Raw genomic sequence first — 23531 nt, 5'->3', positions numbered from 1 at the left:
GCTTTCACAAATCAAACGAAGATGATGGTTGTTGAAATCAATCACTTCTCCACATTGAAAATTAAGAGGCTATCCTTTCTTTAAAAATAGAAATCATGGGCTATTTTATTCACTACTACTAGTATGTAAGACAAAAAAAGACACTTTTGTAGTACGGTTGATTAGAGTGACGTCTCCCTAGAAAGGACGCTGGCGGAACGGAAATCACCTCCTCACCTTGCCAAAAGGTCATTTTCTACTAATGACATTATCTTTTTTCAACAACATGAAAAGCTATCCCTAACAAATAGAGATAGCTTTTTATTTTACTTATTCTTTAATTTTGCTAAAACCTTTTCCATTAGTTCGTCTTCTGTTAGTGCTGCAACAGGGCGACTATTTACAAAGGTGAATGTTTTTTTGCGTCCTGGGCCACAATAAGAATGACAGCCAATTTCGATGGTTGCATCAGGATCGATTTCCTTTAATTTTGGAATTAACGTCTTTAAGTTAACGGCCTGACATTCATCGCAAACTTTAAATTCGTTTGCCATTTTGTCAACAACCCTTTCTATATAGTATTTTTTCAACAAAATATCGCTCTATTGAACACATGACCTTCACATATTTAAGTATGCAGCATGTGCACAAACCTACATCGGGTATTGTATCGTACTTTTCCCCTTCTATTCAAGCATAATTCCTTCTACATAGATGAATAAAAGGTTAAAAGATTGGTCATGCTAGTCTTACATAACAAGTTCCAAATAAAGGTGGGAGGATTTTAAGATGAGTAAAATAAGACAAGATGCTTGGTTACAAGAAAACGATGAATTATTAGCAGAGGCGGTTATTCGTCATGTGACAGAAGGTAGCACACAGCTCAATGCTTTTGAAGAAGCTGGTGATGCATTAAATCGTACTGCTGCAGCCTGTGGTTTCCGTTGGAATGCGGTTGTTCGTAAAGAATACGAGGAACAATTAGCAGAGGCTAAAAAAGAAAGAAAAGAGAGAATGCGAGTGTTAGGAGCACCAGCGAGACGTCGTGCCTCTAGTATGTTTACCGTGAATAATAGTGCTGCAGAAGGAAAATCAATTCCGTTATCTGCTCTTTCTCTTGATATTGTGATAGCTTATTTACTACGTTTACAGCATTCTGGTGAAGTAGGAAATGAATCTTCAAAATGGAGACAGCTAGTACATGTAACATCTGAGAAAAATAAAAAACTAGAGAAAACTATTACAAAACTAGAGGAAGAAAATCGAGCAATCCGCAAAGATTACGAGCAGTTTGTTCAAATTATGAATCGTGCTCGACGTCTTGTAACACTGGATGAAGAAGAAGAGCGAATTGCACCCGTTTTCAAAATGGAGAAAAACGGAAATCTCGTAACAAGTGGCCCAGTTTATCAATCAGAAAATGGCGATGCGCTAAATTAGCAGCATCGCTTTTCCCTTTTATGTTTCATATAATCAGCCTATTATTTTCGTTCAAGCATTTTGGCATTACGCTCAAATACTCGCTGTAAATAGAAACCGTATACTGTTAATTCTTCATCATAGAAAGATTGTGGACGAACTTCCTCGGACAACTGATGAAGTAATTGCTGTAGACGAATAACCACCCCTTCTACTGTTAAATCGGGGTCAACAAGCTCTGATAATGATGCCATCACTTCAGGTACGATTTGAGGATAAATAAACTTTGTCTCCTCTTGTCGCAAGCTTACTTCGTAAAAGTCACGAATGAGTGCCGCACGTTGTGAGCCACTTCCTTCAATACATAAATAAATTTGCACAGCCACTCCTTGGCGTAAGCGTCTTTGAGATATACCAGCAAATTTTTTTCCCTCAATACTTAGATCATAAGAGCCAGGGCAATAGGAGCCTACAATTTCATAAGCTTCTATTTTATCAGCTACTTCTGGAAACAATCCCTTCACAAGGTCTACCATCACATCATAGCCATCGTTTATACTAAGCGACTCTGATTGTTCAGATAATACAATAGAAATATTGAGGACTCCTTCATCTAGCACAACTGCTAATCCACCAGAGTTACGAACGATTGGATGATAGCCTCTAGACTCTAGTAAATCCATGCCTTGCTGAACATACGGCAAACGATGATCTTGAATACCAAGCACAACGGATGCCTCATGGACCCATGTACGAATAGTTGGCGGAGAAGTTAATTGTCCAACTAATTGGCACAACGTATCATCCGTTGCAAACGATTCTAATGGTGATCGTTGCTTGGCACTAATGGATTGATCATAAAAACGCCAAATTGGCTGTTGTAAAATACTTTTCATATTGGTACTCCTCTAGTCACATATCTTCTTCTTAGAATACATCATCTTTAGTTGGTGTCAAATTCGTGAATTACTGTCATGAACTTAGGGATTTTGTACAAACTATGATAAACTAATTTTGAATGGTATTCACTTATAAAGGAGTGTTTCAATAATGAATGAAGCAGCAATTACATTAGATGGATGGTACGCTTTACATGATTTCCGCTCAATCGACTGGGCTTCTTGGAAACTTGTTTCTGCAGAAGAACGTCAAGCAGCAATAGAGGAATTTATTGCTTATTTAGAAAAATTGAACGAAGCAGATATCGCTAAAACAGGCGCTCATGCCTTTTATGCTATCGTGGGTCAAAAAGCTGACTTTATGGTTATGACATTGCGTGAAACAATGGATGAACTACAAGAGATTGAAGCAGAATTCAATAAATTAGCAATTGCTGATTTTACAATTCCTACATATTCTTATGTATCTGTTGTGGAGCTTTCAAACTATTTAGCTGGCGAATCAAATGAGGATCCTTACCAAAACCCACATGTACGTGCACGTTTATACCCAGAACTTCCACGTGCCAAATATGTATGCTTCTACCCAATGGATAAACGCCGTCAAGGCAACGATAACTGGTACATGCTATCAATGGATGAGCGTAAATCATTAATGCGTTCTCATGGAATGATTGGTCGTGGCTATGCAGGTAAAGTGAAACAAATTATTACTGGCTCAGTAGGCTTCGATGATCACGAATGGGGCGTAACACTATTCGCAGACGATGTATTACAATTCAAAAAATTAGTATATGAAATGCGCTTTGATGAAGTGTCTGCTCGCTATGGTGAGTTCGGTGCATTCTTCGTCGGAAACCTACTTGATAACGATAAATTAGTTAAGTTCTTAACTGTTTAATACACATAGAAAATGCGAGTCCTCCACAACGGACTCGCATTTTTAAATTTCGTTTTCTTCAGCATTCTCAGATTCAAATATTAAAATAATGATGTGAATAAAGAACCCAGTAAGAACCATGAGAAAAACTAAATACCAATTATATGGTTGATGATAGTATTCTGCTATCCCAACTGCTAAAAAAGCACTGATGATAATGGCTACAAACATACTAAAAATACGCATGAAAACGCTCCTTCTTGAAAGCAAAAATAAAGTCACTTTTAGTATGTCTCGCTCTATCTTTAATATACTTGTAATATAAAAAAGTGCCATCTCTCTGCGATGACACTTTGTTCATTCATCCATTCAATTTTTGCATACTTCCTCAAGAGTGTTCGTCCTTTACTTTTAAAATCAAAATAACAGTTTGAATAAAAAAACCGATTACAATTATGACAATAAAGAGATACCAATGGAGCGGCTGTCCATAAAACTCGCCCAATAGAAAAGCCAGTACCGCACTTAATAAAATTCCAAACCAAACTCCAATTTCCATAAGTACTCACCTCACATGTATTGAATACACATGCAAATCATCCATCTCACATTCCCCTAATTCTATCTTTTTCTATTTACCCGTTTTGACTAAAAGACTATCGGATCTTGTAGCGTTTTCAATTATTTTCTAGGCACTTATCGTTATGATTACTATATGCATAGTAACTTTAATGTGTGATTGTCTTTCTTATCAAAATTGAACATGTCTACAATACCCTCGTGCATATACTGTCTGCGAGGAGGTATGAAAATCGCTGTTATCAAGACGAATGATGCACAGACTGCCCTACTAGCAAGGCTAATGCGTGCCGAAGCAGAAGGTGAAGGAGAGCTAGGCATGCTGATGGTTGGGAATGTTGGCGTTAATCGTGTAAGAGGTGACTGTTTAGATTTTGGTGATATTCGAACGATTGAGCAAATGGTTTATCAGCGTCCGGGAGGCTTTGAAGCAACACAAAAGGGTTATTTTTATCAGCGGGCCCGTGAACAAGACATTCGTTTAGCGAAAAGGGTGATTCAAGGGGAAAGATTTCATCCAGCTACTCGCTCCTTGTGGTTTTTCATGCCAGCGGGGGATTGTCCCGCACAATGGTATGGTCAATGGAATACTGGCAGATTCAAATCTCATTGCTTTTTCTCGCCATCTGAACAAGATTGTCCTCAAATTTAAAAAGAAAGTAGGTTGATAATTGATGATGCCTTATTATTGGACACCAACAACGCAACAACAAATGACTCCTCCTCCAGTCACTCTTCCGAGCGGACGACCACCTGGTCGTGAGGAGTCCTATATAGAAAATATTTTACGTTTGAATCGCGGAAAACCAGCTACCTTCCATTTTTCTTTCGAACATGCTGTGGAACAGGGAAAAAATACAAAAACTGTTCGTGGTGTGGTAGAAGCCGCTGGTCGTGATCATGTCATTATTCGTGAACTAAAATCCAATCATCGCTTCCTATTCCCTATGATTTATTTCGATTTTGCTGAATACGATGAGGAAATGGCTTACTTTAATCAAAATCCATAATGCCATCTTGTAATGTAAAAATCCGCTATACGCTCACTGACAAAAGTCGATGAGTGTAGGCGGATTTTTATCATTCACTATATTTAGTGCTCTTTTAGATACGTTAAAGTTGCTTTCCCTAAAGTTTTCGCAGCTATTAGCATGGCACGTTCATCAAAATCAAAGCGTGCATGATGATGTGGATAGGCAGTTTCCCATTCCGGCTTTTTAGCACCTGTGAAGAAGAAAGTACCCGGTACCTTTTCTAAATAATAGGCAAAATCTTCCCCAATCATAAACGGTGGACATGTTATTACTTGCTCCACACCTGGAACAGTAGACGCCAACTGTGCTACAAACTCTGTTTCTTTTTGATGGTTATATACAGGCGGATAACCTCTTGTATAACGATATTCATAGCTTGCCCCAAATGCCAGACATGTCGCATTTAAAACTGCTTCTAGTTCCTGCTCCATTTGTGAACGTACTTCTTCTTCAAAGGTACGAATTGTTCCTGCTAAAATCACTCGATCCGCAATCACATTAAACGGATTAATAGCCTCCAAATGACCAATTGTTAAAACAGCTGATTTTAATGGATCAATGCGTCTTGAAACAAGTTGTTGAGCATTGACCACAAATTGTGAGGCAAGGGTAACAGCATCGATGGAATGATGCGGCTCTGCGCCATGACCGCCTTTCCCTTGAACCGTGATTTCTACTTTATCCGCAGCTGCCATAATGGCTCCATCCTTCACTAAAATTTCTCCTAGTGGTGTAGGCGCCCATAAGTGCGTACCAAAAATAACATCTACGCCATCTAAACAACCATCCTCTATCATCGGCTTTGCGCCACCTGGTGCTACTTCCTCTGCATGCTGGTGAATAAACACCACATTGCCTGTTATTTCATCCTTCATCGCATTGAGTGCTTTAGCTAGCCCAAGCAATGTTGCTGTATGACCATCATGTCCACATGCATGCATTTTTCCAGCTACTTTAGATTTATAAGGTACATCATTTTCCTCTTGTATCGCTAATGCATCAAAATCAGCACGTAATGCTACTGTCTTACCAGGTTTTCCGCTACATAATATAGCTACTACGCCACGTCCCCCTACTCCTTCACGAACCTCATGACCCAATTCTCTATGAAAAGCAGCTATATAGGCTGGCGTCTCCACTTCCTCAAAGGATAATTCAGGGTATTCATGTAAATGACGACGAATCCCTACCATTTCATTATAGTACCCATCTATTAATGCAAATAGTTTTTCCATACTACATAACCTCTCTTTTTGTATTTTCGAAATATTGCAAGTAATAATAGTAGTGTACTATAAATTCTTACAAAATGAATAGGATTTAAATCGCCAACGTAAAAAATTCGTTTATAACAAAAAAACTCTCCTACAAATAATGTAAGAGAGTCTTAACTTTAAATTAGCGAGCATGTTTTAAAGCAGATAAAATAATGAGTAACCATCCAGCTAAGAGTAGGACGCCACCAATTGGTGTAATGGCACCCAATACTTTAATTCCACTTATCGCCAGTACATATAAGCTACCTGAGAAGAACACAATGCCCAGATTAAAGAAAATACCTGCTACATTTAATTGCTTTACTTCACCTAATAGTTTAGAGCTCATTAATAGACCAATGACCAGCAGCCCTGTTGCATGAAACATTTGATATTGAACAGCAGTCTCCCAAATTCCTCGGCTATATTCATCTAATATTTCCTTTAACGCATGTGCACCAAATGCACCCAATGCCACTGCTAATAGGCCATGAAGAGCACCTGTCACGATGAATCTTTTCATTTCTCGTACCCTACCTTTTAAATGGATTAAAAATCAAAAATGGAGTCACCATTTGCTCCATCTTCTTCAATTTTTGATGTGTATAAAGTTGCTTGTTTTGACTCAGACACAAGCATTTGAGGTATATGCTTAGGTGTTGTGATGGCTGGCGTATCGTTTGGAGAATCTAATACCACATCACATAATGCTCGAATAGCTGTAAGTGCCTCGCGAATTTGCTGATCATTTCCTGCATTTTTTGCGCCAGATAATTGTTTTTCAAGTTGCTGTATCACGGCTTGATAAGGAATCATGACATTCTCCCCCCTTCTATTTTTGGTACAAATTTTAAACACTCCATGCCTGAAGATTGCTTCACGACAACGGATGGTATTTGCTTTGTTTTAAAGCCATATGCTGCACAGGCTCGTGGCGTTTGAGGGTCCCAGGTTACTTTGAAAAATTGACACTTGAAACAATTCACCTTCATTATTGTCCCACACTTTCTTCTATATTAACTGTATCATGATTTATAAAGTGTATAAAGAAAACGATTTGTGCCAATCTATACTAGACACCAATCAATTGGCTGTTTGCCCCATTCCACCAATTGTTGATTAATTTTTGAATAAGGTTTACTACCAAAGAATCCTCGGTAAGCACTGAGTGGACTCGGATGTGGCGCTTCGAGTATAACATGTGGTGTTTTATATTTACGTATCAATTGCTTTTTACGCTGTGCTGGTTTACCCCACAGTACAAAAATTAGCGGCTCTTCCCTTGCTGCTAATTGGTCGATAACAGCGTCGGTAAATTGCTCCCACCCTTGATCTTTATGAGAATGAGCCTGTCCTGCTCGAACAGTAAGCACAGTATTTAAAAGCATAACACCTTGCTCTGCCCATTTTGTTAATGTTCCATTTGGAGGAATAGGACAGCCTAAATCATCTTGCAGCTCTTGCAACATGTTTCGCAAGCTTGGTGGATGTGGAATACCTGGTTTAACGGAAAAGCTTAAGCCATGTGCTTGATTCGGACCGTGATAAGGATCTTGTCCTAAAATAACAACCTTTACATCATGGTAAGCTGTTGTATAAAAGGCATTCATCACATCAGTCATTGGTGGATAAATCATTTGCGTCGAATATTCATTTGCTACAAATTGACGTAGTTTGTGATAGTATGGTTTTTTCAATTCTTCTGCGAGTATTTCTTGCCAATCATTCGGGAATACTTGTTTCATCGTTCTTTAAGCCCCTTTCTCTTCTTACAACGGTACAAAAAATCAAACATGAATTCAAGCATCAGTTCGAACTGACCATATATAAATATCATATTCTGACTATTTTTATAGAATCAGTTTCGGATTATACTAGATGGTAATTTTACAACTCTCAATGCTAAAGGAGATCTTTCAGATGACTCTAAAAAAAACATTAACAATTGCTGGTTCAGATACATCAGGTGGCGCAGGTATGCAAGCTGACCTGAAAACATTCCAGGAGCACGGTACATATGGGATGTTGGCTTTAACAGTAGTCGTAACAATGGATCCGAATGGCTGGACACATAACGTCACACCATTGCCAACAAAGCTTCTTCAAAAACAAATTGATACCGCCCTTTCAACAGGTATTGATGCCATTAAGACAGGAATGCTTTCAACAGAAGAGATTATTCGTATCGCTGGAGAAGCTATCGCAAAATCTGGCACTTCAAATGTTGTCATCGACCCTGTTATGGTATGTAAAGGTGACGATGAAGTACTGAATCCTGGAAATACTGATGCTATGGTGCAACATCTTCTACCACTAGCAACTATAACAACACCAAACCTTTTTGAAGCAGGACAATTAGCTGGCACAGGTACACCAAAAAACATTGACGACATGAAAATTGCTGCTCGTAAAATTCACGAACTAGGGGCTAAGGCTGTTGTCATTAAAGGTGGAAAAGCATTAGCTACTGAAAAAGCAACAGACCTTTTCTTCGACGGTGAAACATTCTTCTTATTAGAATCGGAAAAGGTCGCGTCTACTTATAATCATGGCGCTGGTTGTACATTTGCAGCTTCTGTAACAGCCAACCTTGCTAACGGTCTTTCTATTAAAGATTCTGTCATTGAAGCGAAAGAATTTGTATCTGCTGCCATTGCCCATGGCTGGGCGCTAAATGAATATGTAGGACCAGTCATGCATGGAGCGAAATCTCGCTTTGGTGCTCCTCCAGTAACAGTAACTGAAATTTAACATAGAAAGGATGTCTCAAAGAATTTTGGAGACATCCTTTTTAAAAATTACCAATGGTAAACACTCTGTTCATGATGAATCATTTGCTTGCTAAAGATAAAAAGTGGACAAGATACGTTAGGGCTACATATCCCATATATTAGCTGTATGGGAGGGGAAAAGATGAAAAAAAACAAGGCAGAGGACTTAACGGAAGAATCAGGTTTACTAGCTGGAGAAATCACCTCTTCAAAAGTTGAAGTAATTGCTTCCATTATATTAACACTTGGTTACTCATTATCCACCCTTGCCACAATATTAGCTCTGCAGGAGGAGGAAGAATTGGCACAAGCCAAAACAACTGAAACACAAGATCAAAATCTTTATATGAAGCAAATGTTTAAACAGTTACAAAATGTCAACAACCGTTTAGATACAATCGAACGAAAGCTTAATCGATACTAATAAATACATAACCAATAGATGAGGTAGTCTCTTTATAGGACGCTTCGCTTTTGGTATAAAAAAACATTTGCTGAATCAAGACAAAAAACCGCGACTCTCCGTCATAAAAGAGAATCGCGGTTTTTTACTATACTATGATAATGAGCTTCACTTTTCTTCCTCTTTTCACAGCTACCCTGTTTCACCTGTCTAAGGAACGTCATCTATTGTACCAAGATAGAATCCGTTATTACTAAAATAATACTCCCTTCAACAGGCGGGGCTGTCTACACACACGAATTAGGAAGAAGTCATGGTTGCAATATCTTTTCGGATGTGAAAACGGATACAATACAGAACGACACATTTTGTACATACTATTTTCACACTCCCTATATTGATACATTACAATAATTTTTTCAAGAATATTGCTTAAATACTTATCATAGAATTATAGATAATGATTCATTTTTTCATGAGTCATTAAATTGTCATAACAATGCAATCAATTTCCCTTTGCGAATTTTTTTTACTATACTAAAAGGAGAAATGATCGAGAGGAGTGTTAAGATGCAAGAAGTACAGGTAGAGACGTTACAGGAATTGCTGAATTCTTTCGCCAACAAAGACGTTTATATTCATCTTGAGACGACAAATGGATCTTATGCAGCACACTATGATGAAAAATTCTTTAATGCAGGTGCTTTTATTCGCAATGCTAAGATTAATTATGAGCTTGCTAAAGTGGTAGATCATGCACCGCATCGTGTTGGTTTAAAATTACCTCACGGCTGGGTTTATGCACAAGGCATTACACATTTTGAATTAGATGATTTAGGCCGTTTATTAATGGCTGGACTAGACTACTCAGGGAAACTGGCGATTGCGCTTGAAATTAGCGAAACGCCATTTACTTACTAAGGGGGACGACTATTTGAATTTACAACCACAACGTCATATTTTAATTGTGTACCCTCACCCAGATGATGAAGCTTTTTCAGTTGCTGGGACAATCGCCTACTATACAAAGAAGATGAATACACCTGTTACATATGCCTGTTTAACATTAGGCGAAATGGGACGTAATTTAGGTAATCCACCCTTTGCAACACGCGAATCTTTGCCTGAAATCCGCCGCAAAGAATTGGTAGCAGCAGCAGAGGCAATGGGTATTCAAGATTTACGTATGCTAGGTTTACGAGATAAAACAATCGAATTTGAAGACGATGAGAAAATGGTAAAAATAGTTGAAGGGTTAATCGAAGAGCTAATGCCTTCATTAATCTTCACGTTCTTACCTGACTTTGCTGTCCATCCAGACCACGAAGCCACAGCACGTGCTGTAGTTGAAGCTGTTCGTCGAATGCCTAAGGCTGCCCGACCACAAGTATTAGGCTGTGCCTTTGCCAATGATACAATTGAAAAAAATGGTGATCCACATGTTGTCTATGATATTTCTGAAATGAAAATGGACAAATTAAAAGCATTACAAGCCCATTCATCCCAAACTGGTTGGATGATGCAGGAAACTGAAAAGCGCATTGATGATGGTGAACCAATGAGTGAAAGCTGGCTAAATGTTGAAAAGTTTTATATTGTTGACCCAGATAAATATGTAAAATAAAAAAAGATGATGTCAATGGCAGAAAAAGCAACTTTGCAAGGTGAGAGGTTGATTTCCGTTCCGCCAACGCCCTGATGTGCCGCTCCACTCCAATCAACCATTCTGCAAAGTGTCTTTACTTTTTTTCGTAGTAGCATAGCGATCCAATCGCCCATTACCTTTATTCTTAGAGGGGATAAGCTTTTATTTTCAATGTAGAGAAGTGATGAGTGACAACATCTCATAAAAGAGTAGTGAACACCTTTACTTTATTTGAAAATCTTTGCTAAAAAGGTAACACTTTTGTGGATTGGAGTGGAAGGCTACTTGACTCCGGTGGGACAGCTCGACGCTCGCCCACAGGAAAGCAAGTAGCCTGCAACGGAAATCCATTTCTGTCTGTCAATTGACTGTTTTTCAGCAATAAGAAAAGTACTGTTCTCATTTTTGGAGAACAGTACTTTTTAATTAGGCAGCTCTTACCCTCTTCATCATATGCACAATGATTGTGATGGAAAAAGCAATCACCAAGAATAGGAAGAATAAGTAATGCGGGATATGAATATTAACAACACTCACTAGCATTTTTAAGCCAATAACACCTATTATAATAAAGGCCGTTGCTTCAAGCTCTGGAATTTTTTCGATAATGATTAAAAACACACCTGCAATTGTCCTCATCATTAATATGCCTAACATCCCCCCAATTAAAAGTACCCACACTTGATCTGATATGGCAAAGGCTGCAAAGATAGAGTCGATCGAAAATGCAATATCCATTAGCTCGACAGAAATGACGGTGGCCCAAAAGGTTCCAAAGAGTCGCACCATCCATCCTGATTTTTTCACTTCCTTCACGCTATCCTCATTCCCAATTTGAAGAAAATGAGCTACACAGAGCCAGCCTAAATATAATGCACCTAACACTTTAATAAACCAAAATTCCACAAGATAAACACCTATACCAATAAATAAAAATCTAAAAAAATAGGCACCTAGCATACCGTACATTAATGCCCGCTTTCGTTGTTTATCTGGTAAATGTTTAACAAGAACTGCCAATACAAGTGCATTATCCGCCGACAGTAGCCCTTCTATAATAATTAATGAGGATATTAGCCCCCAGGATACAGGGTCCATTAATACTTCCTGCCACATCGCCCAATCAAAAAATTGCCAATATGTAGATAAAATTCCTTGAATGATTTCCACTACTTACCCTCCTACTTGTCCTCAGCTAATCTAGTATATGCTTGACCATTTTTGTTATGAGAATTGTATTTATCCTGATTCAGCAAATGCTTTTTGTCCCAAAAGTAACGTTTCAGCAATTGCTCGAGGCATCATTTATTCGATAAAACGCTTACATCATAAAATAGACACGGAAAATTTAGAATTTACTAAAAATTAACCACCAAAAGCAAATAAAGTGTGCTATCATAGATAAATGTTTTAAACGTATAACGGAGGATGAATACTATGGAAGTTGCTGATACTAGAACCGTGCAAGTGGAGAATGTCCTGATTGCACATCATTTTTTAAAAGATGTAGTTGTCCATACACCACTACAAAAAAACGATTATTTATCCGAGAAATACGGAGCTACTATTTACTTTAAACGCGAAGATTTACAACATGTGCGCTCATTCAAGCTCCGAGGTGCCTATTATAAAATTAAAAAAATCGAGGAAGAAGCACGCAACGCTGGTGTTGTCTGTGCAAGCGCAGGCAATCATGCACAAGGTGTAGCTTATGCCTGTGCTCAATTAAAAATCCAGGCTAGCATTTTTATGCCTCAAACAACACCAAAGCAAAAAATAGACCAAGTGCGAATGTTTGGGCGCGAATTTGTAGAGATTATTTTAGCAGGCGATACGTTCGATGACTCTGCTGAAAGCGCCTTAAGCTATTGCGAAGAACACGATAAAATATTCATCCATCCATTCGATGATTTCGATGTCATTGCTGGTCAAGGAACTGTTGCAGTAGAAATTATGAATGACATGGAGGAGCCAATCGACTACGTCTTTGGCAGTATTGGTGGTGGCGGCTTAATGTCTGGCGTTTCTGCCTACGTTAAAAACCTCTCCCCTTCTACTAAAATTATTGGCGTAGAGCCCGCTGGTGCTGGCAGTATGAAAGCTGCTTTTGCTGAAGGGGGCGCTGTGGCTCTTAATTGGATTGATAAATTCGTCGATGGCGCTGCCGTAAAATGCGTCGGCCATCACACTTATGATGTTTGTCGCCGCTATTTAGACGACATTATTCTTGTACCAGAAGGCAAAGTTTGTACAACGATTTTAGATCTATATAATAAACATGCCATTATTGCCGAGCCTGCTGGGGCACTATCAGTGGCAGCTCTTGATTTTTATAAAGAAGAAATTAAAGGGAAATCAGTCGTGGTCATTATTAGCGGTGGTAATAATGATATTGGACGGATGCAGGAGATTAAAGAAAAGTCGCTTATTCACGAAGGCTTACTTTACTACTTCATCGTCAGCTTCCCTCAGCGCGCAGGGGCATTACGTCAATTCCTCACAAGCGTTGTAGGACCTAACGACGATATTACTACCTTTGAATACACAAAGAAAAACAATAAAGAAAGTGGTCCTGCCCTCGTTGGTATTGAGCTTGGCGATCAAGCGGATTATGAAGGGCTGCTTGCACGAATGGATGAATTCGGCTTCAAATACAAAGAAGTAAACAACGACATTCAACTATTTGGCTTACTCGTTTAAAATGAAGAGTCTCACTTCTCAGCAAGTGAGACTTTTTTATTGTGATAAAGTTTATCAATCGTTTTTATTACCCTAAATAAAAAACATTCAAACTAGTGCATGAGCGTTATATATATTGTTGAAAAAAATAATATCACCTGCGGAAAGTGACATTCTGGCAATGCGAGGGGTTAATCTCCGTTCCGCCAGCTTCCGATAGCCCCGCTTCACTCGCTCCAGCTTCTCCTATATGACGCTAAATCCCCTAGGAGTGACGCTGGCTCCACTCCAATCAACTATTCTGCAAATGTGTCTTTTCATTTTCTTTCATACTAACAGTAGTGAACCCCTTTGCTCAATTTATGGGTTGGAGTGGAAGGCTACTTGACTCCCGTGGGATAGATCGGCATTCCCCCCACAGGAAATCAAGTAGCCTGCAACGGACATTCATTTTCACCATTGACAAAAATGCTATTGATGGATTTTTTAACACTATAAAAAATGCCCATACAAGTGTATGAGCGTTTTGTCATTAACCTAATAAAGCGCGGTCTGAATTCATTTTTTCCCCACGAATGCGTTCAAATTCGGCCATTAAATCTGGGATCGTTAATTCATGCTTACGGTCTTCAGCAACCTCTAAAATAATTTGGCCTTTGTCCATCATAATAAGACGATTCCCTAAATCCAAAGCTTGTTGCATATTGTGCGTTACCATTAATGTCGTTAACTGATCTTTTTCAACTAAATACTTCGTAATACGGGTAATTAATTCTGCACGTGATGGATCAAGTGCAGCCGTATGCTCATCCAGCAATAAAATAGAGGGCTTTGTGAAAGTAGCCATTAACAGTGACAATGCTTGCCGTTCCCCACCTGAAAGTAAGCCTACTTTTGCAGAAAGCCGATCTTCCAGATTTAAACCAAGCATTTCTAATGATTCTTTGAACAAGGTACGACGCTTTTTGTCCACACCGATGTGCAGTCCTCTACCCTTATTTCGTGAATAGGCCAGTGCTAAGTTTTCTTCAATTGTCATCGTAGGAGCTGTTCCCGCCATTGGGTCTTGGAACACACGACCAATGTATTGAGAGCGTTTATATTCAGGCAAATTCGTGACATCATTACCATCAATAGAAACTGTGCCAAAATCAGGTGTTAAGGCGCCTGAAATCATATTCATCATCGTTGATTTCCCTGCACCGTTACTACCAATGATTGTCACAAAATCACCTGGCTTTAAGTGTAGATTAATCTCTGCTAGTGCAATTTTTTCATCTGGTGTTCCTTCATTAAACACCTTATTAATACCATGTAATTTAAGCAAGACCTTTTCCTCCTTGCTCTACTGTTTTTACTCGTGACAGCTCTGCAGCACGCTTCGCCTTACGTTTACGTTCCTTACTCTTATTGATAAATTGTGGTAAGATCAGCGCCAAAATAACGATGATAGCCGTAATTAATTTCATATCTCCTGAATCAAGGAAATCTACACGTAATGCTAATGCTAAAATCATACGGTAAATGATAGCTCCTGCAATGACTGCAAAAGTTGTACGGATAATGGTCTTTGTCCCAAAAATGGCTTCACCAATAATAACCGATGCAAGACCGATGACAATCATACCAATCCCCATACTAACATCGGAGAACTTCGAATATTGTGCGATTAAAGCTCCAGAAAATGCGACAAGCGCATTGGAAAGTCCAAGCCCTAAAATGATAAGTGTATCTGTATTTGCAGAGAAGCTACGAATCATTCGTTTATTATCACCAGTTGCTCGGATAGCTAGCCCGACCTCAGTCTTCAAGAACCAGTCTGCTATTAACTTAATTAAAATCGTGATGATTAATACGACTATCAGCACACTCCATGTATTTGGTACATGCTGAAAGCCCATGCCTTTTAATAGGTTATTGAGAGCAGCATCGATCCCTAAATCACTCCAAAATGCTTGAAACTTTGAAAAAATCGTTTCTGAGTTTAATAGTGGAATATTCGGGCGACCTATCGTATTTTCTGCAGTTAACCCCATGATGCGCAGGTTAATCGAGTATAACGCAATCATCATTAAAATCCCTGATAATAGTGGATTAATCTTTCCTTTCGTGTGAAGAATTCCTGTCATACATCCAGCAATAAATCCAGCAACAATTGCCACTAAAGTCGCTAAGATTGGGGAGTAGCCAAGCAAAATCATTGTTGCTGCAGTTGCCGCCCCTGTTACAAAGCTTCCATCAACCGTTAAATCCGGAAAATCTAACACCCGAAACGTTAAATATACACCAAGTGCCATAATTGCATAGATGATTCCTTGCTCCACTGCGCCAAATAATGCTAAAAACATCGTTGAATCATCTCCTAAATCTTTTTATTATTTCTACTGCTTATAAATGAAGATAAAGCGGGGATAGTTCTCCCCCGCTTCCATTTATTTTTCTAGAAGTTCTGCACCCCAAGAATCTTTTATTTCAATTCCTAAATCATCCGCTACTTTTTTATTGATTAATAGTTTCAGATTTTGCGGATATTGTGCTGGCGTCTCGGCAGGTGTTGCTTCACCTTTTAAAATTTTCACAGCCATTTGACCAGCCTCATAACCAATATCGAAATATTCAAAACCATAAGCAGCTAAACCGCCTCGTGCAACAGAGTCTAGCTCTCCCACAACAAGTGGTAATTCATTTGTATTGGCAACATCAATAACAGACTCTAAAGCAGAAACTACTGTATTATCAGTAATAATATAGAAAGCCTCTACCTTACCAATTAGTGATTCTGTTGCTTGTTTTACATCTGCCGAAGTAGATGCTGACGCTTCTACTACTGTTAAGCCTTGTTCATCCATCACCTTTTTCACTTCTTTAACTTGTGCAACAGAGTTTTGCTCACCAGCATTGTAGACCATCCCTACTTTTTTGGCGCCAAGCTCTTTTAGGAATGCGACTGTTTTAGAAATCGTTTCAGGATGTAAATCAATTGTTCCTGTAACATTTTTTCCTGGCTTCTCCATTGATTCGATTAACTGTGCACCAACAGCATCTGTGACAGATGTGAAGATAATTGGAATATCACTTGTGGCTGTTGCCGCTGCTTGTGCAGAAGGTGTGGAGTTAGCAAAAATTAAATCTACGTTTGCACTTACTAGATTGTTAGCAATCGTTGTGTTAAGACTGTTATCTCCTTGTGCAATTTGTGGATCGTAGTCAACTTTTAAGCCAGCATCTTCAATTGCCTTTTTAAAGCCTTCCGTTGCTGCGTTTAATGATGGATGCTCTACAATTTGAGTAATCCCGATTTTATATGTTTTATCCTCTGTATTCCCGCTCTCACTTGCATTGTTTGATTCATTCCCTTTTGAATCTGTTGAACTAGATCCGCCACTACCGCAAGCAGCAAGTAGTAACACTAATCCAAAAAGAAGGAATGAAAGCTTTTTTACACTGTTCTTCACAAATAATCCCCCCGATTATACTCTCAATATCTATCACACTTTATCCAAACAAAGTGTGAATGTATCGCTATATTATCGTTATTATCAAGCTCCGTCAACAACATTATGAATGTTCTGACTTTTAAAACTGACGAAACATTTTAGTTTTTCATTCAATTTGCCGCTTTAAACCGCTAAACTACGCTATTTTAGTTATTTGCTTTCTTTTTAAAAAACAGTAAAAAATATTTATGACAATTTTACGAAGTGTGTCATATAGACAAAAAGTCTGACATTTGACTTCTGCTAGATATCTATAATAAAATGTTGTCTTGTGTGAAAGCACCGTGGTTCGTAACCATCCCATGAAAAAATTAAGCTGGACTCACTTACAATTTTTACATAAATTTTAAAATACTGTATTATTAATACTTTTCAACTTTGTATAAAATTTTCCGTTAAATTGAGTTTAATTTCTGTTCCGCTTTACACAATAAAAATATATGACCATAATTTCTGAACTGCGCCCAATTGTTAGACACACAATCTCACAATTGAAGTGCAGTTTTTGTCTAATTTACTGCAGCCCGAAATGAAAATAAACGGCTCTACTTTATTCTATTGTTAAAGAAAAAAGACTGTAGGCAAACTCCCAAATTTCCGAGTTTGTCTACAGTCTGAAGCATCTCATCTGAGATACTTAAATTTAATTTATCTTATCAAGCTTTACATTAAACGAAAATTCATCGTCAATTAGATTAAACGTATCAGTTTTTTCTTGTTCAGATAATTTTGAGATATAATGATAGTAGTTTGGTAATATTTCAAAATCATAATTTAAATGATCTCGTATTAATTGGTTATCTTGAAACTTTGAAACATTCCCTATTAACAAATCATGTTTTATTAATTCTTTAGTGTTGTGAGTAAAATCAGATACTACGTATGAAAGAATATTGTTCTCATATTGCAATTTTTCAGAAGCACTTGAATAATTTAATAAAGATATCAATGTCGCATTATTAAAATTTTGTTGGTCAATTAAAGTTGAAACCTCCATTAAGTAAATGGATTCAAGATGGTCATGATAAAGATTTTCAATATCTACGTTTTTATACATTGATTGTTTTTCAAAAGGTCTAATTCTCCCTGTTTTTAACAATAAAAAGTGATTATGATTGCTTAGATAGATGTTTTTGAAAATATCTAACCTAAGTAAATTATCCCCGTTTGGAAGTAAAGGATTTAATCGTTTTATCTCTCCTGTTGAAGTGTTTACTAAAAAAATACATTGATAAAAAGGAAGTCCATAGTTAATTTCTCTTTTCGTAATAAAATACAACAAATATTGGTGATTAAGGTAGATTAACTTGGAATAATAGCTTTCATCCTTAAGTTCTTCAGAAGAAAAATAATCGTTTAAATTTAATGTTATAGCATTTATTTGACTAAATTTTTGAAGATTAACTCTATGAAAGTTTATGTTATTTTTATCTTTTAGAGTAAAACAGAATTCATTATTCACAGTATCCAAAGCAATCTCGTCATAACTCGTATCTAATCGTTGTATGTTTTTTATAGTCCCGTTTTTTAAATTAATCTCACAATGCGCAATACAATCATTTTCTAATAGAATAGCTTCAAACTCTTCTTTAATTTCAGTTGTAGGAATTAGTTCTTTATTATTCAAAAATATTCCTCCTAGCATTTTTCTTTAAATATACTAAATAACTCTATTTTATAAAAATGTGAAATAAAAAAAGTGGACACTTTTGAGCTTTTATAGCTTATTGTCCACTTTTTTGTAATAAAATAATTTTATAAAATTATCTCCAAATATTACCGAAGTACCATGAATGACCACCACTTGACACATCTATATTCGGGTTATTTTCACCTGGAAGTTTTCCATGATAGTGTGGTAAATAATTTGGGAAAGGTCCATGTTGTTCTGGTCCTCTATCTATTTTTTTGAAGATAGATTTAGCTAATGCCTCACTTCTTGCAAAAATACTCTTGTTAATCATTAAACGAGCTTGGGCCTCACCATCTGAGATTCCTTGCCCAATTACAACAAATTCTTCCCCTTTTTTATAATGTTCCGGGTAATAAATCCAAGCCGCAAAATAGTTATTCTTTTTATATTTATTAGTCATTTGCATTGCTTCTGAAGCAACTACAAAATCCGAATTTGCAACATATATCATTGTTGCTCCTAATAGTAACAGTTCTAAGGCTTTCGTTAAGACAGGAATTGCTAAAGGGGCAACGAATACAGCAAATGGAGTAATTTCAGTTTCATTGTTTGACTTATCTAAATCATCAAAATCAATAATTTCTCCAGTCTCTATATTTACTAAGTGACCGAGAAATTCAGATTCCTGAGTATATTCATTGCTTTCCAAAGCATCTACAATCATTTCGTACTTAGTTCCATTATGTTCTAAATACATCTTTCTATGTTCTTTATCGATTGAAGTAGTATAAGTTTTACCGTTTTCTAAATATGTAATTGCTGTAATTCTATCATCATTTTGTGTTATTACAGCATCATTAGGTAAATTGCTAGTAATATACTTATTCATATCGACTTCTGAATTTGCACTTACTTCAATACTAGTCGAAAAAATGGTTGTGAATGCGAATACCGCAATTAACACAATAGCAAAAATTTTATTAACATAATTTATCATTTTTACCAAAACACTCCCTTTCTCAATATATTACAATTTTACAATTATTGTGTTTTTTTCACAATACTGTTTTTCATTATTTTTTCAATAATTACCTATTTCTAATAAATATTTTTTTGCTAAAGATAGATTAGAAATTATTAGTCTCTTAAACTTAAAAAGCCACATCTAGTTAAATGTGACCTATCACTTGTTTTTAGACATCCACGTACAAGCAATCAAAACGTGCTTATTTCGTAATGCAATATTGTTTAGGTATTACCATACGCTTTAATACTACTACCTACAATTTATTAGGAACGTAACTTCCTTTTAATTAAATATGATATTAGTTCAACAAGTATTTTTATATTCTCATCTAAATAATACATGTTGGAGGATTTAATATTTCTTTAAAATCATCTTTGATTAAATGAGAGAAATACCCCTCACCTGGTCTGGAAATATACTCTTTTACTTCTTTCATAAAATTCGTTAATTCGTATTTGTCCCCCCACAAATAAAGGGTAATTCATCAGTTGAAGAAATATCTATCGCACTAAATTGCTCGAAAGTCTTCATAGCATCTTTTATACCCCCTCTATAAAGACCACTTGCTAAAAATCACCGATCTTTTACAATTACTTTATTACATTCTTCATACAGATGAAATTGTATATGTTGTTCATCAAAAAGAGTGAATCAAACCTATAGGCAAGGGTGGTTTCAAAACGAAGAAAGAGGCACAGATCGTAGCTGCTGAAATAGAATCTAAATTAAATAAGGGCTTAAATCCCATTACGAAATTAGAGCCAATCGATGAGTATTTTGAACAATGGGTGTCTATTTACAAATCCACTACTGTACCACCTACAAAAGTACATTACAAAAATACATTGAAAGTAATTAGAAAATACTTTTCTAACACTCCATTACAGCATATCAAAAAGAGTGATTATCAATCTTTTCTTAATGAGTACGGAAAGACCAAATCTAAGGAAACGGTAAAAAAGATAAATGCCCACATTAGAGCCTGTGTACGCGAAGCTTTTGATGAGGCTATAATTCCTTCAAACTTTACTCGCAATGCAACAATTTCTGGCCAAGACTCCAAAAAGAGTGATGAAAAGCATATTAACTATACAGAAAGCAAGCTGTTGTCCAGTTATCTAATGAAATCACTAAAAGAAGATAATAGACCTGTATACTACATTATTTTATTAGCTTTGAAATCAGGGATGCGCTTTGCTGAAATAATCGCACTTACTAAAAAGATTTTAATTTCAAAGACAACACCATCAACATTAACAAGACATGGGGATATACATGTTCCTATGATGAAGGTAAGAAAAAGACCAAAACGGAAAGTTCAAACCGCATAATTAAAATAGACAAGGTAACGATGAGTCTGTTCAATCATTTTTTTCGAAGTGACACCTGAGAATATTCATAAATTGGTGTTTTATAAACCCGCTTCTATAAAATGTTTTCAGCAATACAGGTGTTAATAAAGGATTTAAAAAAATACTTCTTGATTTACTGATAGAAGAAATTTCAATTCATGGTTTACCCCATTCTCACGCTAGTATTTTATTTTACACAGGAATTTCAGTTCAGTATATTTCCGAACGACTTGGACATGCAGATGTTGATACAACAATTCGAATTTACACTCACCTCATCAAAGAGCTTCGTGAAGAAGATGAAAATAATACAGTCAATATTCTAGTTGCTTTATAATTTTACACATATTTTACACAATGTTATTTACAAACCCGCATGAATACTGATATGATTGCACTTGCTCTACGTGGTTCGTAACCATCCCACGCAAAAAAACTAAGGAGAAATGAATATGAAGATAAAATTTTTAGCAGCAAGTGGTATTATTGCAGCGCTATATATTGCGGTGACAATGCTTGTTGCACCGTTTGGTTTTACAGAGGTACAATTCCGTGTATCTGAAATGTTTAACCATTTGGTTGCCTTTAACCCACGCTTTGCCGTAGGGATCATTATTGGTGTATTGATCTCTAATCTATTTTCACCACTTGGCATTTACGATTTAGTGTTTGGTGTTGGTCATTCGATGATTACACTTGGACTGTTCATTTTAATCTGTAAATATGTCAAAAATATTTGGGCACGTTTAATTATTAATACATTATTATTTACTTGCACAATGTTTATTATTGCCTTCGAGTTGAATTTGGCCTTAGAACTACCATTCTTCTGGACTTGGCTAACAGTGGCGGCAGGTGAATTTGTTGTGTTAGCTGTTGGTGCACCGATTATGTATGCACTCAATAAACGCCTTCACTTTCATCATTTGATTTAACAGACGAGTCTTTTTAGATTCGTCTTTTTTTCTTGACACTATTCTGAAAATAAACTACAATTCTTTCTAATATAAATGCAAGGAAGAAGAGTAGTAGCAAGCATGGTTACTTTCAGAGAGCTGGTGAATGGTGCAAACCAGTAGTAGATACTTGTGAATGGACTTCAGAGCAGCCTTATTAAATGTAAGGCCGATTCACTCCCCGTTATCGGAGTAAGAAAGCGCGCAAAAATTGCGAATGAAGGTGGCACCACGGTTACTCGTCCTTTTTAAGAGGATTAGAGTGGCTTTTTTTTATGGAAAAATTAGCATAGAGGAGTCGAGTAAAGATGAGTAAAGTAGTAGAGAAAAAAGGTTATTTCGGAGAATTTGGCGGAAGCTTTGTTCCAAAGGAGCTTCAAAATGTCTTAACTATTCTAGATGAGCATTTCCAAAAGTTTAAAGATGATGAAGAATTTAAAAAAGAATTGGATTACTATTTCCGTGAGTATGTTGGTCGTAAATCCCCACTTTATTTTGCAGAAAATTTAACAAAGCAATTGGGTGGCGCAAAAATTTATTTAAAACGTGAAGATCTTAACCATACAGGCTCACATAAAATTAATAATGTATTGGGACAGATTTTACTAGCCAAACGTATGGGGGCAAATCGCGTTATTGCCGAAACAGGTGCAGGTCAACATGGTGTAGCAACTGCGACTGCTTGTGCCATGTTTGGAATGGATTGCACTATTTATATGGGCTTAGAGGATACAAAACGTCAAGCATTGAACGTGTTTCGCATGGAGCTTCTTGGCGCGAAAGTAGTAGCTGTTGATAAAGGGCAAGGACGTTTAAAGGATGCAGTTGATGAAGCATTCGCTGACTTAGTCGAAAACTATGAAACAACGTTTTACTTATTAGGTTCAGCAGTTGGGCCACATCCCTTCCCATCAATGGTTAAACACTTCCAATCTGTGATTAGTCGCGAAAGTCGTGAACAGATTTTAGAAAAAGAAGGAAAGCTACCCGCAGCGATCCTTGCCTGTGTTGGCGGTGGCAGTAATGCCATTGGAGCATTTGCAGACTACATTGCAGATGAACAGGTTCGTCTTATTGGAATAGAGCCAGATCAAGCTGCTACATTAAACGAAGGTTCGCCCGGAGAGCTACATGGCTTCAAATGCTTAGTATTACAGGATGCAGACGGCAATCCACTACCAACCTATTCAATAGCTGCTGGTTTAGATTACCCTGGAGCAGGTCCAGAACATAGTCATTTAAAAACAATTGGCCGTGCTGAGTATGTGACTGTGACAAACAAAGAAGTCCTTGAGGCATTTCAAGTACTTTCGAAGGTTGAAGGGATTATTCCTGCCCTTGAGAGCTCACATGCGGTCGCACATGCTCTAAAATTAGCACCAACTTTATCATCTGAAGAAAGCATTATTATTAATATCTCAGGTCGTGGTGATAAAGACGTGGAACAGGTTTTCCACATGTTAACTAAATAATTCAATAAAAGAGTGACTTCTATAAAAGGAAATCGCTCTTTTAACTATAT

28 protein-coding genes, 1 pseudogene, 1 riboswitch and 1 other annotated feature are annotated in these 23531 nt (G+C 37.1%); of the genes and pseudogenes, 14 read left to right on the top strand and 15 right to left on the bottom strand.

The features are described from left to right. Window positions 1–305 precede the first annotated feature (305 nt). Complete coding sequence (locus AC6BKE_RS09760; RefSeq protein ID WP_036117359.1) at window positions 306–533, bottom strand: YuzB family protein; 228 nt, start codon at window positions 531–533, stop codon at window positions 306–308. A 235-nt stretch (window positions 534–768) separates the two neighbouring features. On the opposite strand from AC6BKE_RS09760, the gene AC6BKE_RS09755 reads away from it, so the two are divergent. Further along, complete coding sequence (locus AC6BKE_RS09755) at window positions 769–1419, top strand: RsfA family transcriptional regulator (RefSeq protein WP_036117361.1); 651 nt, start codon at window positions 769–771, stop codon at window positions 1417–1419. Window positions 1420–1460: 41 nt separating this feature from the next. Here the strand turns inward: AC6BKE_RS09755 and lipL are convergent, their stop codons facing one another. After that, complete coding sequence (lipL, locus tag AC6BKE_RS09750; RefSeq protein ID WP_340812539.1) at window positions 1461–2294, bottom strand: octanoyl-[GcvH]:protein N-octanoyltransferase; 834 nt, start codon at window positions 2292–2294, stop codon at window positions 1461–1463. A gap of 154 nt (window positions 2295–2448) precedes the next feature. Between lipL and hemQ the strand changes: the two genes are divergently transcribed. Next, window positions 2449–3198 carry a hydrogen peroxide-dependent heme synthase gene (gene hemQ, locus AC6BKE_RS09745; protein WP_036117365.1) on the top strand — a complete coding sequence of 250 codons (750 nt, stop codon included), beginning with the start codon at window positions 2449–2451 and terminating at the stop codon, window positions 3196–3198. Window positions 3199–3240: 42 nt separating this feature from the next. On the opposite strand, the gene AC6BKE_RS09740 is transcribed toward hemQ, so the two are convergent. Beyond that, window positions 3241–3423: a hypothetical protein gene (locus tag AC6BKE_RS09740; RefSeq protein ID WP_036117367.1), complete on the bottom strand. Its 183-nt coding sequence runs from the start codon at window positions 3421–3423 to the stop codon at window positions 3241–3243. Window positions 3424–3565: 142 nt separating this feature from the next. After that, window positions 3566–3736, bottom strand: coding sequence for a hypothetical protein (locus AC6BKE_RS09735; protein WP_170829838.1), 171 nt, complete (start codon window positions 3734–3736; stop codon window positions 3566–3568). A gap of 246 nt (window positions 3737–3982) precedes the next feature. Here AC6BKE_RS09735 and AC6BKE_RS09730 point away from each other — a divergent pair, with 246 nt between their 5' ends. Then, complete coding sequence (locus AC6BKE_RS09730; RefSeq protein ID WP_036117377.1) at window positions 3983–4408, top strand: cell wall hydrolase; 426 nt, start codon at window positions 3983–3985, stop codon at window positions 4406–4408. Window positions 4409–4430: 22 nt separating this feature from the next. Continuing rightward, a complete protein-coding gene (gene gerQ, locus AC6BKE_RS09725; RefSeq protein WP_004227629.1) occupies window positions 4431–4766 on the top strand; it encodes a spore coat protein GerQ in 336 nt (111 codons plus the stop codon). A gap of 83 nt (window positions 4767–4849) precedes the next feature. Here gerQ and AC6BKE_RS09720 read toward each other — a convergent pair whose 3' ends face one another. From AC6BKE_RS09720 to AC6BKE_RS09700, 5 genes are all read right to left on the bottom strand, one after another. Next, window positions 4850–6025, bottom strand: coding sequence for a M20 family metallopeptidase (locus AC6BKE_RS09720; protein ID WP_036117381.1), 1176 nt, complete (start codon window positions 6023–6025; stop codon window positions 4850–4852). A gap of 163 nt (window positions 6026–6188) precedes the next feature. Further along, on the bottom strand, window positions 6189–6569 hold the full coding sequence (locus AC6BKE_RS09715; RefSeq protein ID WP_499856699.1) for a DUF423 domain-containing protein: 381 nt from the start codon (window positions 6567–6569) through the stop codon (window positions 6189–6191). A gap of 26 nt (window positions 6570–6595) precedes the next feature. Beyond that, the gene (locus tag AC6BKE_RS09710; RefSeq protein WP_036117384.1) at window positions 6596–6862 is read right to left on the bottom strand and encodes a YwdI family protein; all 267 of its coding nucleotides are present in this window, start codon (window positions 6860–6862) and stop codon (window positions 6596–6598) included. Further along, window positions 6859–7038, bottom strand: coding sequence for a hypothetical protein (locus AC6BKE_RS09705; RefSeq protein WP_036117386.1), 180 nt, complete (start codon window positions 7036–7038; stop codon window positions 6859–6861). The genes AC6BKE_RS09710 and AC6BKE_RS09705 overlap by 4 nt, the downstream gene beginning before the upstream one ends. A gap of 75 nt (window positions 7039–7113) precedes the next feature. Further along, window positions 7114–7791 carry a uracil-DNA glycosylase gene (locus AC6BKE_RS09700; RefSeq protein WP_036117389.1) on the bottom strand — a complete coding sequence of 226 codons (678 nt, stop codon included), beginning with the start codon at window positions 7789–7791 and terminating at the stop codon, window positions 7114–7116. 175 nt (window positions 7792–7966) lie between these two features. On the opposite strand from AC6BKE_RS09700, the gene thiD reads away from it, so the two are divergent. From thiD to bshB2, 4 genes are all read left to right on the top strand, one after another. Continuing rightward, complete coding sequence (gene thiD, locus AC6BKE_RS09695) at window positions 7967–8797, top strand: bifunctional hydroxymethylpyrimidine kinase/phosphomethylpyrimidine kinase (protein ID WP_340812538.1); 831 nt, start codon at window positions 7967–7969, stop codon at window positions 8795–8797. A gap of 162 nt (window positions 8798–8959) precedes the next feature. Continuing rightward, window positions 8960–9241 (top strand): hypothetical protein, encoded by a 282-nt coding sequence (locus AC6BKE_RS09690; protein WP_058844322.1) that lies wholly within the window; start codon window positions 8960–8962, stop codon window positions 9239–9241. 549 nt (window positions 9242–9790) lie between these two features. Beyond that, window positions 9791–10141, top strand: coding sequence for a YojF family protein (locus AC6BKE_RS09685; RefSeq protein ID WP_036117395.1), 351 nt, complete (start codon window positions 9791–9793; stop codon window positions 10139–10141). Window positions 10142–10154: 13 nt separating this feature from the next. Then, window positions 10155–10844 (top strand): bacillithiol biosynthesis deacetylase BshB2, encoded by a 690-nt coding sequence (gene bshB2, locus AC6BKE_RS09680; protein WP_036117397.1) that lies wholly within the window; start codon window positions 10155–10157, stop codon window positions 10842–10844. A gap of 447 nt (window positions 10845–11291) precedes the next feature. On the opposite strand, the gene AC6BKE_RS09675 is transcribed toward bshB2, so the two are convergent. Then, window positions 11292–12035, bottom strand: coding sequence for a TerC family protein (locus AC6BKE_RS09675; protein ID WP_036117400.1), 744 nt, complete (start codon window positions 12033–12035; stop codon window positions 11292–11294). A gap of 267 nt (window positions 12036–12302) precedes the next feature. Between AC6BKE_RS09675 and ilvA the strand changes: the two genes are divergently transcribed. Beyond that, the gene (gene ilvA, locus AC6BKE_RS09670; protein ID WP_340812537.1) at window positions 12303–13565 is read left to right on the top strand and encodes a threonine ammonia-lyase IlvA; all 1263 of its coding nucleotides are present in this window, start codon (window positions 12303–12305) and stop codon (window positions 13563–13565) included. 511 nt (window positions 13566–14076) lie between these two features. Here the strand turns inward: ilvA and AC6BKE_RS09665 are convergent. The 5 genes from AC6BKE_RS09665 to AC6BKE_RS09645 form a co-directional block, all read right to left on the bottom strand. Next, complete coding sequence (locus AC6BKE_RS09665; protein WP_036117422.1) at window positions 14077–14871, bottom strand: ABC transporter ATP-binding protein; 795 nt, start codon at window positions 14869–14871, stop codon at window positions 14077–14079. Further along, window positions 14864–15892, bottom strand: coding sequence for an ABC transporter permease (locus AC6BKE_RS09660; protein ID WP_499856696.1), 1029 nt, complete (start codon window positions 15890–15892; stop codon window positions 14864–14866). Before AC6BKE_RS09660 ends, AC6BKE_RS09665 begins: the two co-directional genes overlap by 8 nt. Window positions 15893–15976: 84 nt before the next feature. After that, entirely contained in the window at window positions 15977–16999 is a 1023-nt protein-coding gene (locus AC6BKE_RS09655) for an ABC transporter substrate-binding protein (RefSeq protein ID WP_340812535.1), read from the bottom strand. A 685-nt stretch (window positions 17000–17684) separates the two neighbouring features. Beyond that, complete coding sequence (locus AC6BKE_RS09650) at window positions 17685–18668, bottom strand: hypothetical protein (RefSeq protein ID WP_499856695.1); 984 nt, start codon at window positions 18666–18668, stop codon at window positions 17685–17687. 136 nt (window positions 18669–18804) lie between these two features. Beyond that, window positions 18805–19671: a hypothetical protein gene (locus AC6BKE_RS09645; RefSeq protein WP_499856694.1), complete on the bottom strand. Its 867-nt coding sequence runs from the start codon at window positions 19669–19671 to the stop codon at window positions 18805–18807. 680 nt (window positions 19672–20351) lie between these two features. Between AC6BKE_RS09645 and AC6BKE_RS09640 the strand changes: the two are divergent. The 5 genes and pseudogenes from AC6BKE_RS09640 to trpB form a co-directional block, all read left to right on the top strand. Then, window positions 20352–20399, top strand: a pseudogene (locus tag AC6BKE_RS09640) (hypothetical protein); the annotation flags it as partial. 90 nt (window positions 20400–20489) lie between these two features. Then, on the top strand, window positions 20490–21032 hold the full coding sequence (locus tag AC6BKE_RS09635; RefSeq protein WP_499856693.1) for a site-specific integrase: 543 nt from the start codon (window positions 20490–20492) through the stop codon (window positions 21030–21032). A 142-nt stretch (window positions 21033–21174) separates the two neighbouring features. Then, window positions 21175–21390, top strand: a complete 216-nt coding sequence (locus AC6BKE_RS09630; protein ID WP_340835622.1) for a tyrosine-type recombinase/integrase — start codon at window positions 21175–21177, stop codon at window positions 21388–21390. A gap of 64 nt (window positions 21391–21454) precedes the next feature. Then, a riboswitch (PreQ1 riboswitch) is annotated at window positions 21455–21499 on the top strand. 6 nt (window positions 21500–21505) lie between these two features. Then, window positions 21506–21988, top strand: coding sequence for a QueT transporter family protein (locus tag AC6BKE_RS09625; protein WP_036117427.1), 483 nt, complete (start codon window positions 21506–21508; stop codon window positions 21986–21988). Between the two features lie 71 nt (window positions 21989–22059). Beyond that, window positions 22060–22259, top strand: a binding site (T-box leader). A gap of 58 nt (window positions 22260–22317) precedes the next feature. Continuing rightward, complete coding sequence (trpB, locus tag AC6BKE_RS09620; RefSeq protein ID WP_036117429.1) at window positions 22318–23481, top strand: tryptophan synthase subunit beta; 1164 nt, start codon at window positions 22318–22320, stop codon at window positions 23479–23481. The last annotated feature ends 50 nt before the right edge of the window (window positions 23482–23531 follow it).

Source organism: Lysinibacillus sp. COL-1 (assembly GCF_059814265.1).
The sequence above is the reverse complement of the archived record's forward strand: the minus strand, read 5'-3'. Positions and strand labels throughout refer to the sequence as shown.

Bases quoted from the DNA above. Each gene is read 5' to 3' on its own strand.
- AC6BKE_RS09760 (WP_036117359.1), bottom strand. From the start codon at position 533: ATGGCAAACGAATTTAAAGTTTGCGATGAATGTCAGGCCGTTAACTTA.
- AC6BKE_RS09755 (WP_036117361.1), top strand. From the start codon at position 769: ATGAGTAAAATAAGACAAGATGCTTGGTTACAAGAAAACGATGAATTA.
- lipL (WP_340812539.1), bottom strand. From the start codon at position 2,294: ATGAAAAGTATTTTACAACAGCCAATTTGGCGTTTTTATGATCAATCC.
- hemQ (WP_036117365.1), top strand. From the start codon at position 2,449: ATGAATGAAGCAGCAATTACATTAGATGGATGGTACGCTTTACATGAT.
- AC6BKE_RS09740 (WP_036117367.1), bottom strand. From the start codon at position 3,423: ATGCGTATTTTTAGTATGTTTGTAGCCATTATCATCAGTGCTTTTTTA.
- AC6BKE_RS09735 (WP_170829838.1), bottom strand. From the start codon at position 3,736: ATGGAAATTGGAGTTTGGTTTGGAATTTTATTAAGTGCGGTACTGGCT.
- AC6BKE_RS09730 (WP_036117377.1), top strand. From the start codon at position 3,983: ATGAAAATCGCTGTTATCAAGACGAATGATGCACAGACTGCCCTACTA.
- gerQ (WP_004227629.1), top strand. From the start codon at position 4,431: ATGATGCCTTATTATTGGACACCAACAACGCAACAACAAATGACTCCT.
- AC6BKE_RS09720 (WP_036117381.1), bottom strand. From the start codon at position 6,025: ATGGAAAAACTATTTGCATTAATAGATGGGTACTATAATGAAATGGTA.
- AC6BKE_RS09715 (WP_499856699.1), bottom strand. From the start codon at position 6,569: ATGAAAAGATTCATCGTGACAGGTGCTCTTCATGGCCTATTAGCAGTG.
- AC6BKE_RS09710 (WP_036117384.1), bottom strand. From the start codon at position 6,862: ATGATTCCTTATCAAGCCGTGATACAGCAACTTGAAAAACAATTATCT.
- AC6BKE_RS09705 (WP_036117386.1), bottom strand. From the start codon at position 7,038: ATGAAGGTGAATTGTTTCAAGTGTCAATTTTTCAAAGTAACCTGGGAC.
- AC6BKE_RS09700 (WP_036117389.1), bottom strand. From the start codon at position 7,791: ATGAAACAAGTATTCCCGAATGATTGGCAAGAAATACTCGCAGAAGAA.
- thiD (WP_340812538.1), top strand. From the start codon at position 7,967: ATGACTCTAAAAAAAACATTAACAATTGCTGGTTCAGATACATCAGGT.
- AC6BKE_RS09690 (WP_058844322.1), top strand. From the start codon at position 8,960: ATGAAAAAAAACAAGGCAGAGGACTTAACGGAAGAATCAGGTTTACTA.
- AC6BKE_RS09685 (WP_036117395.1), top strand. From the start codon at position 9,791: ATGCAAGAAGTACAGGTAGAGACGTTACAGGAATTGCTGAATTCTTTC.
- ilvA (WP_340812537.1), top strand. From the start codon at position 12,303: ATGGAAGTTGCTGATACTAGAACCGTGCAAGTGGAGAATGTCCTGATT.
- AC6BKE_RS09660 (WP_499856696.1), bottom strand. From the start codon at position 15,892: ATGTTTTTAGCATTATTTGGCGCAGTGGAGCAAGGAATCATCTATGCA.
- AC6BKE_RS09645 (WP_499856694.1), bottom strand. From the start codon at position 19,671: ATGATAAATTATGTTAATAAAATTTTTGCTATTGTGTTAATTGCGGTA.
- AC6BKE_RS09625 (WP_036117427.1), top strand. From the start codon at position 21,506: ATGAAGATAAAATTTTTAGCAGCAAGTGGTATTATTGCAGCGCTATAT.
- trpB (WP_036117429.1), top strand. From the start codon at position 22,318: ATGAGTAAAGTAGTAGAGAAAAAAGGTTATTTCGGAGAATTTGGCGGA.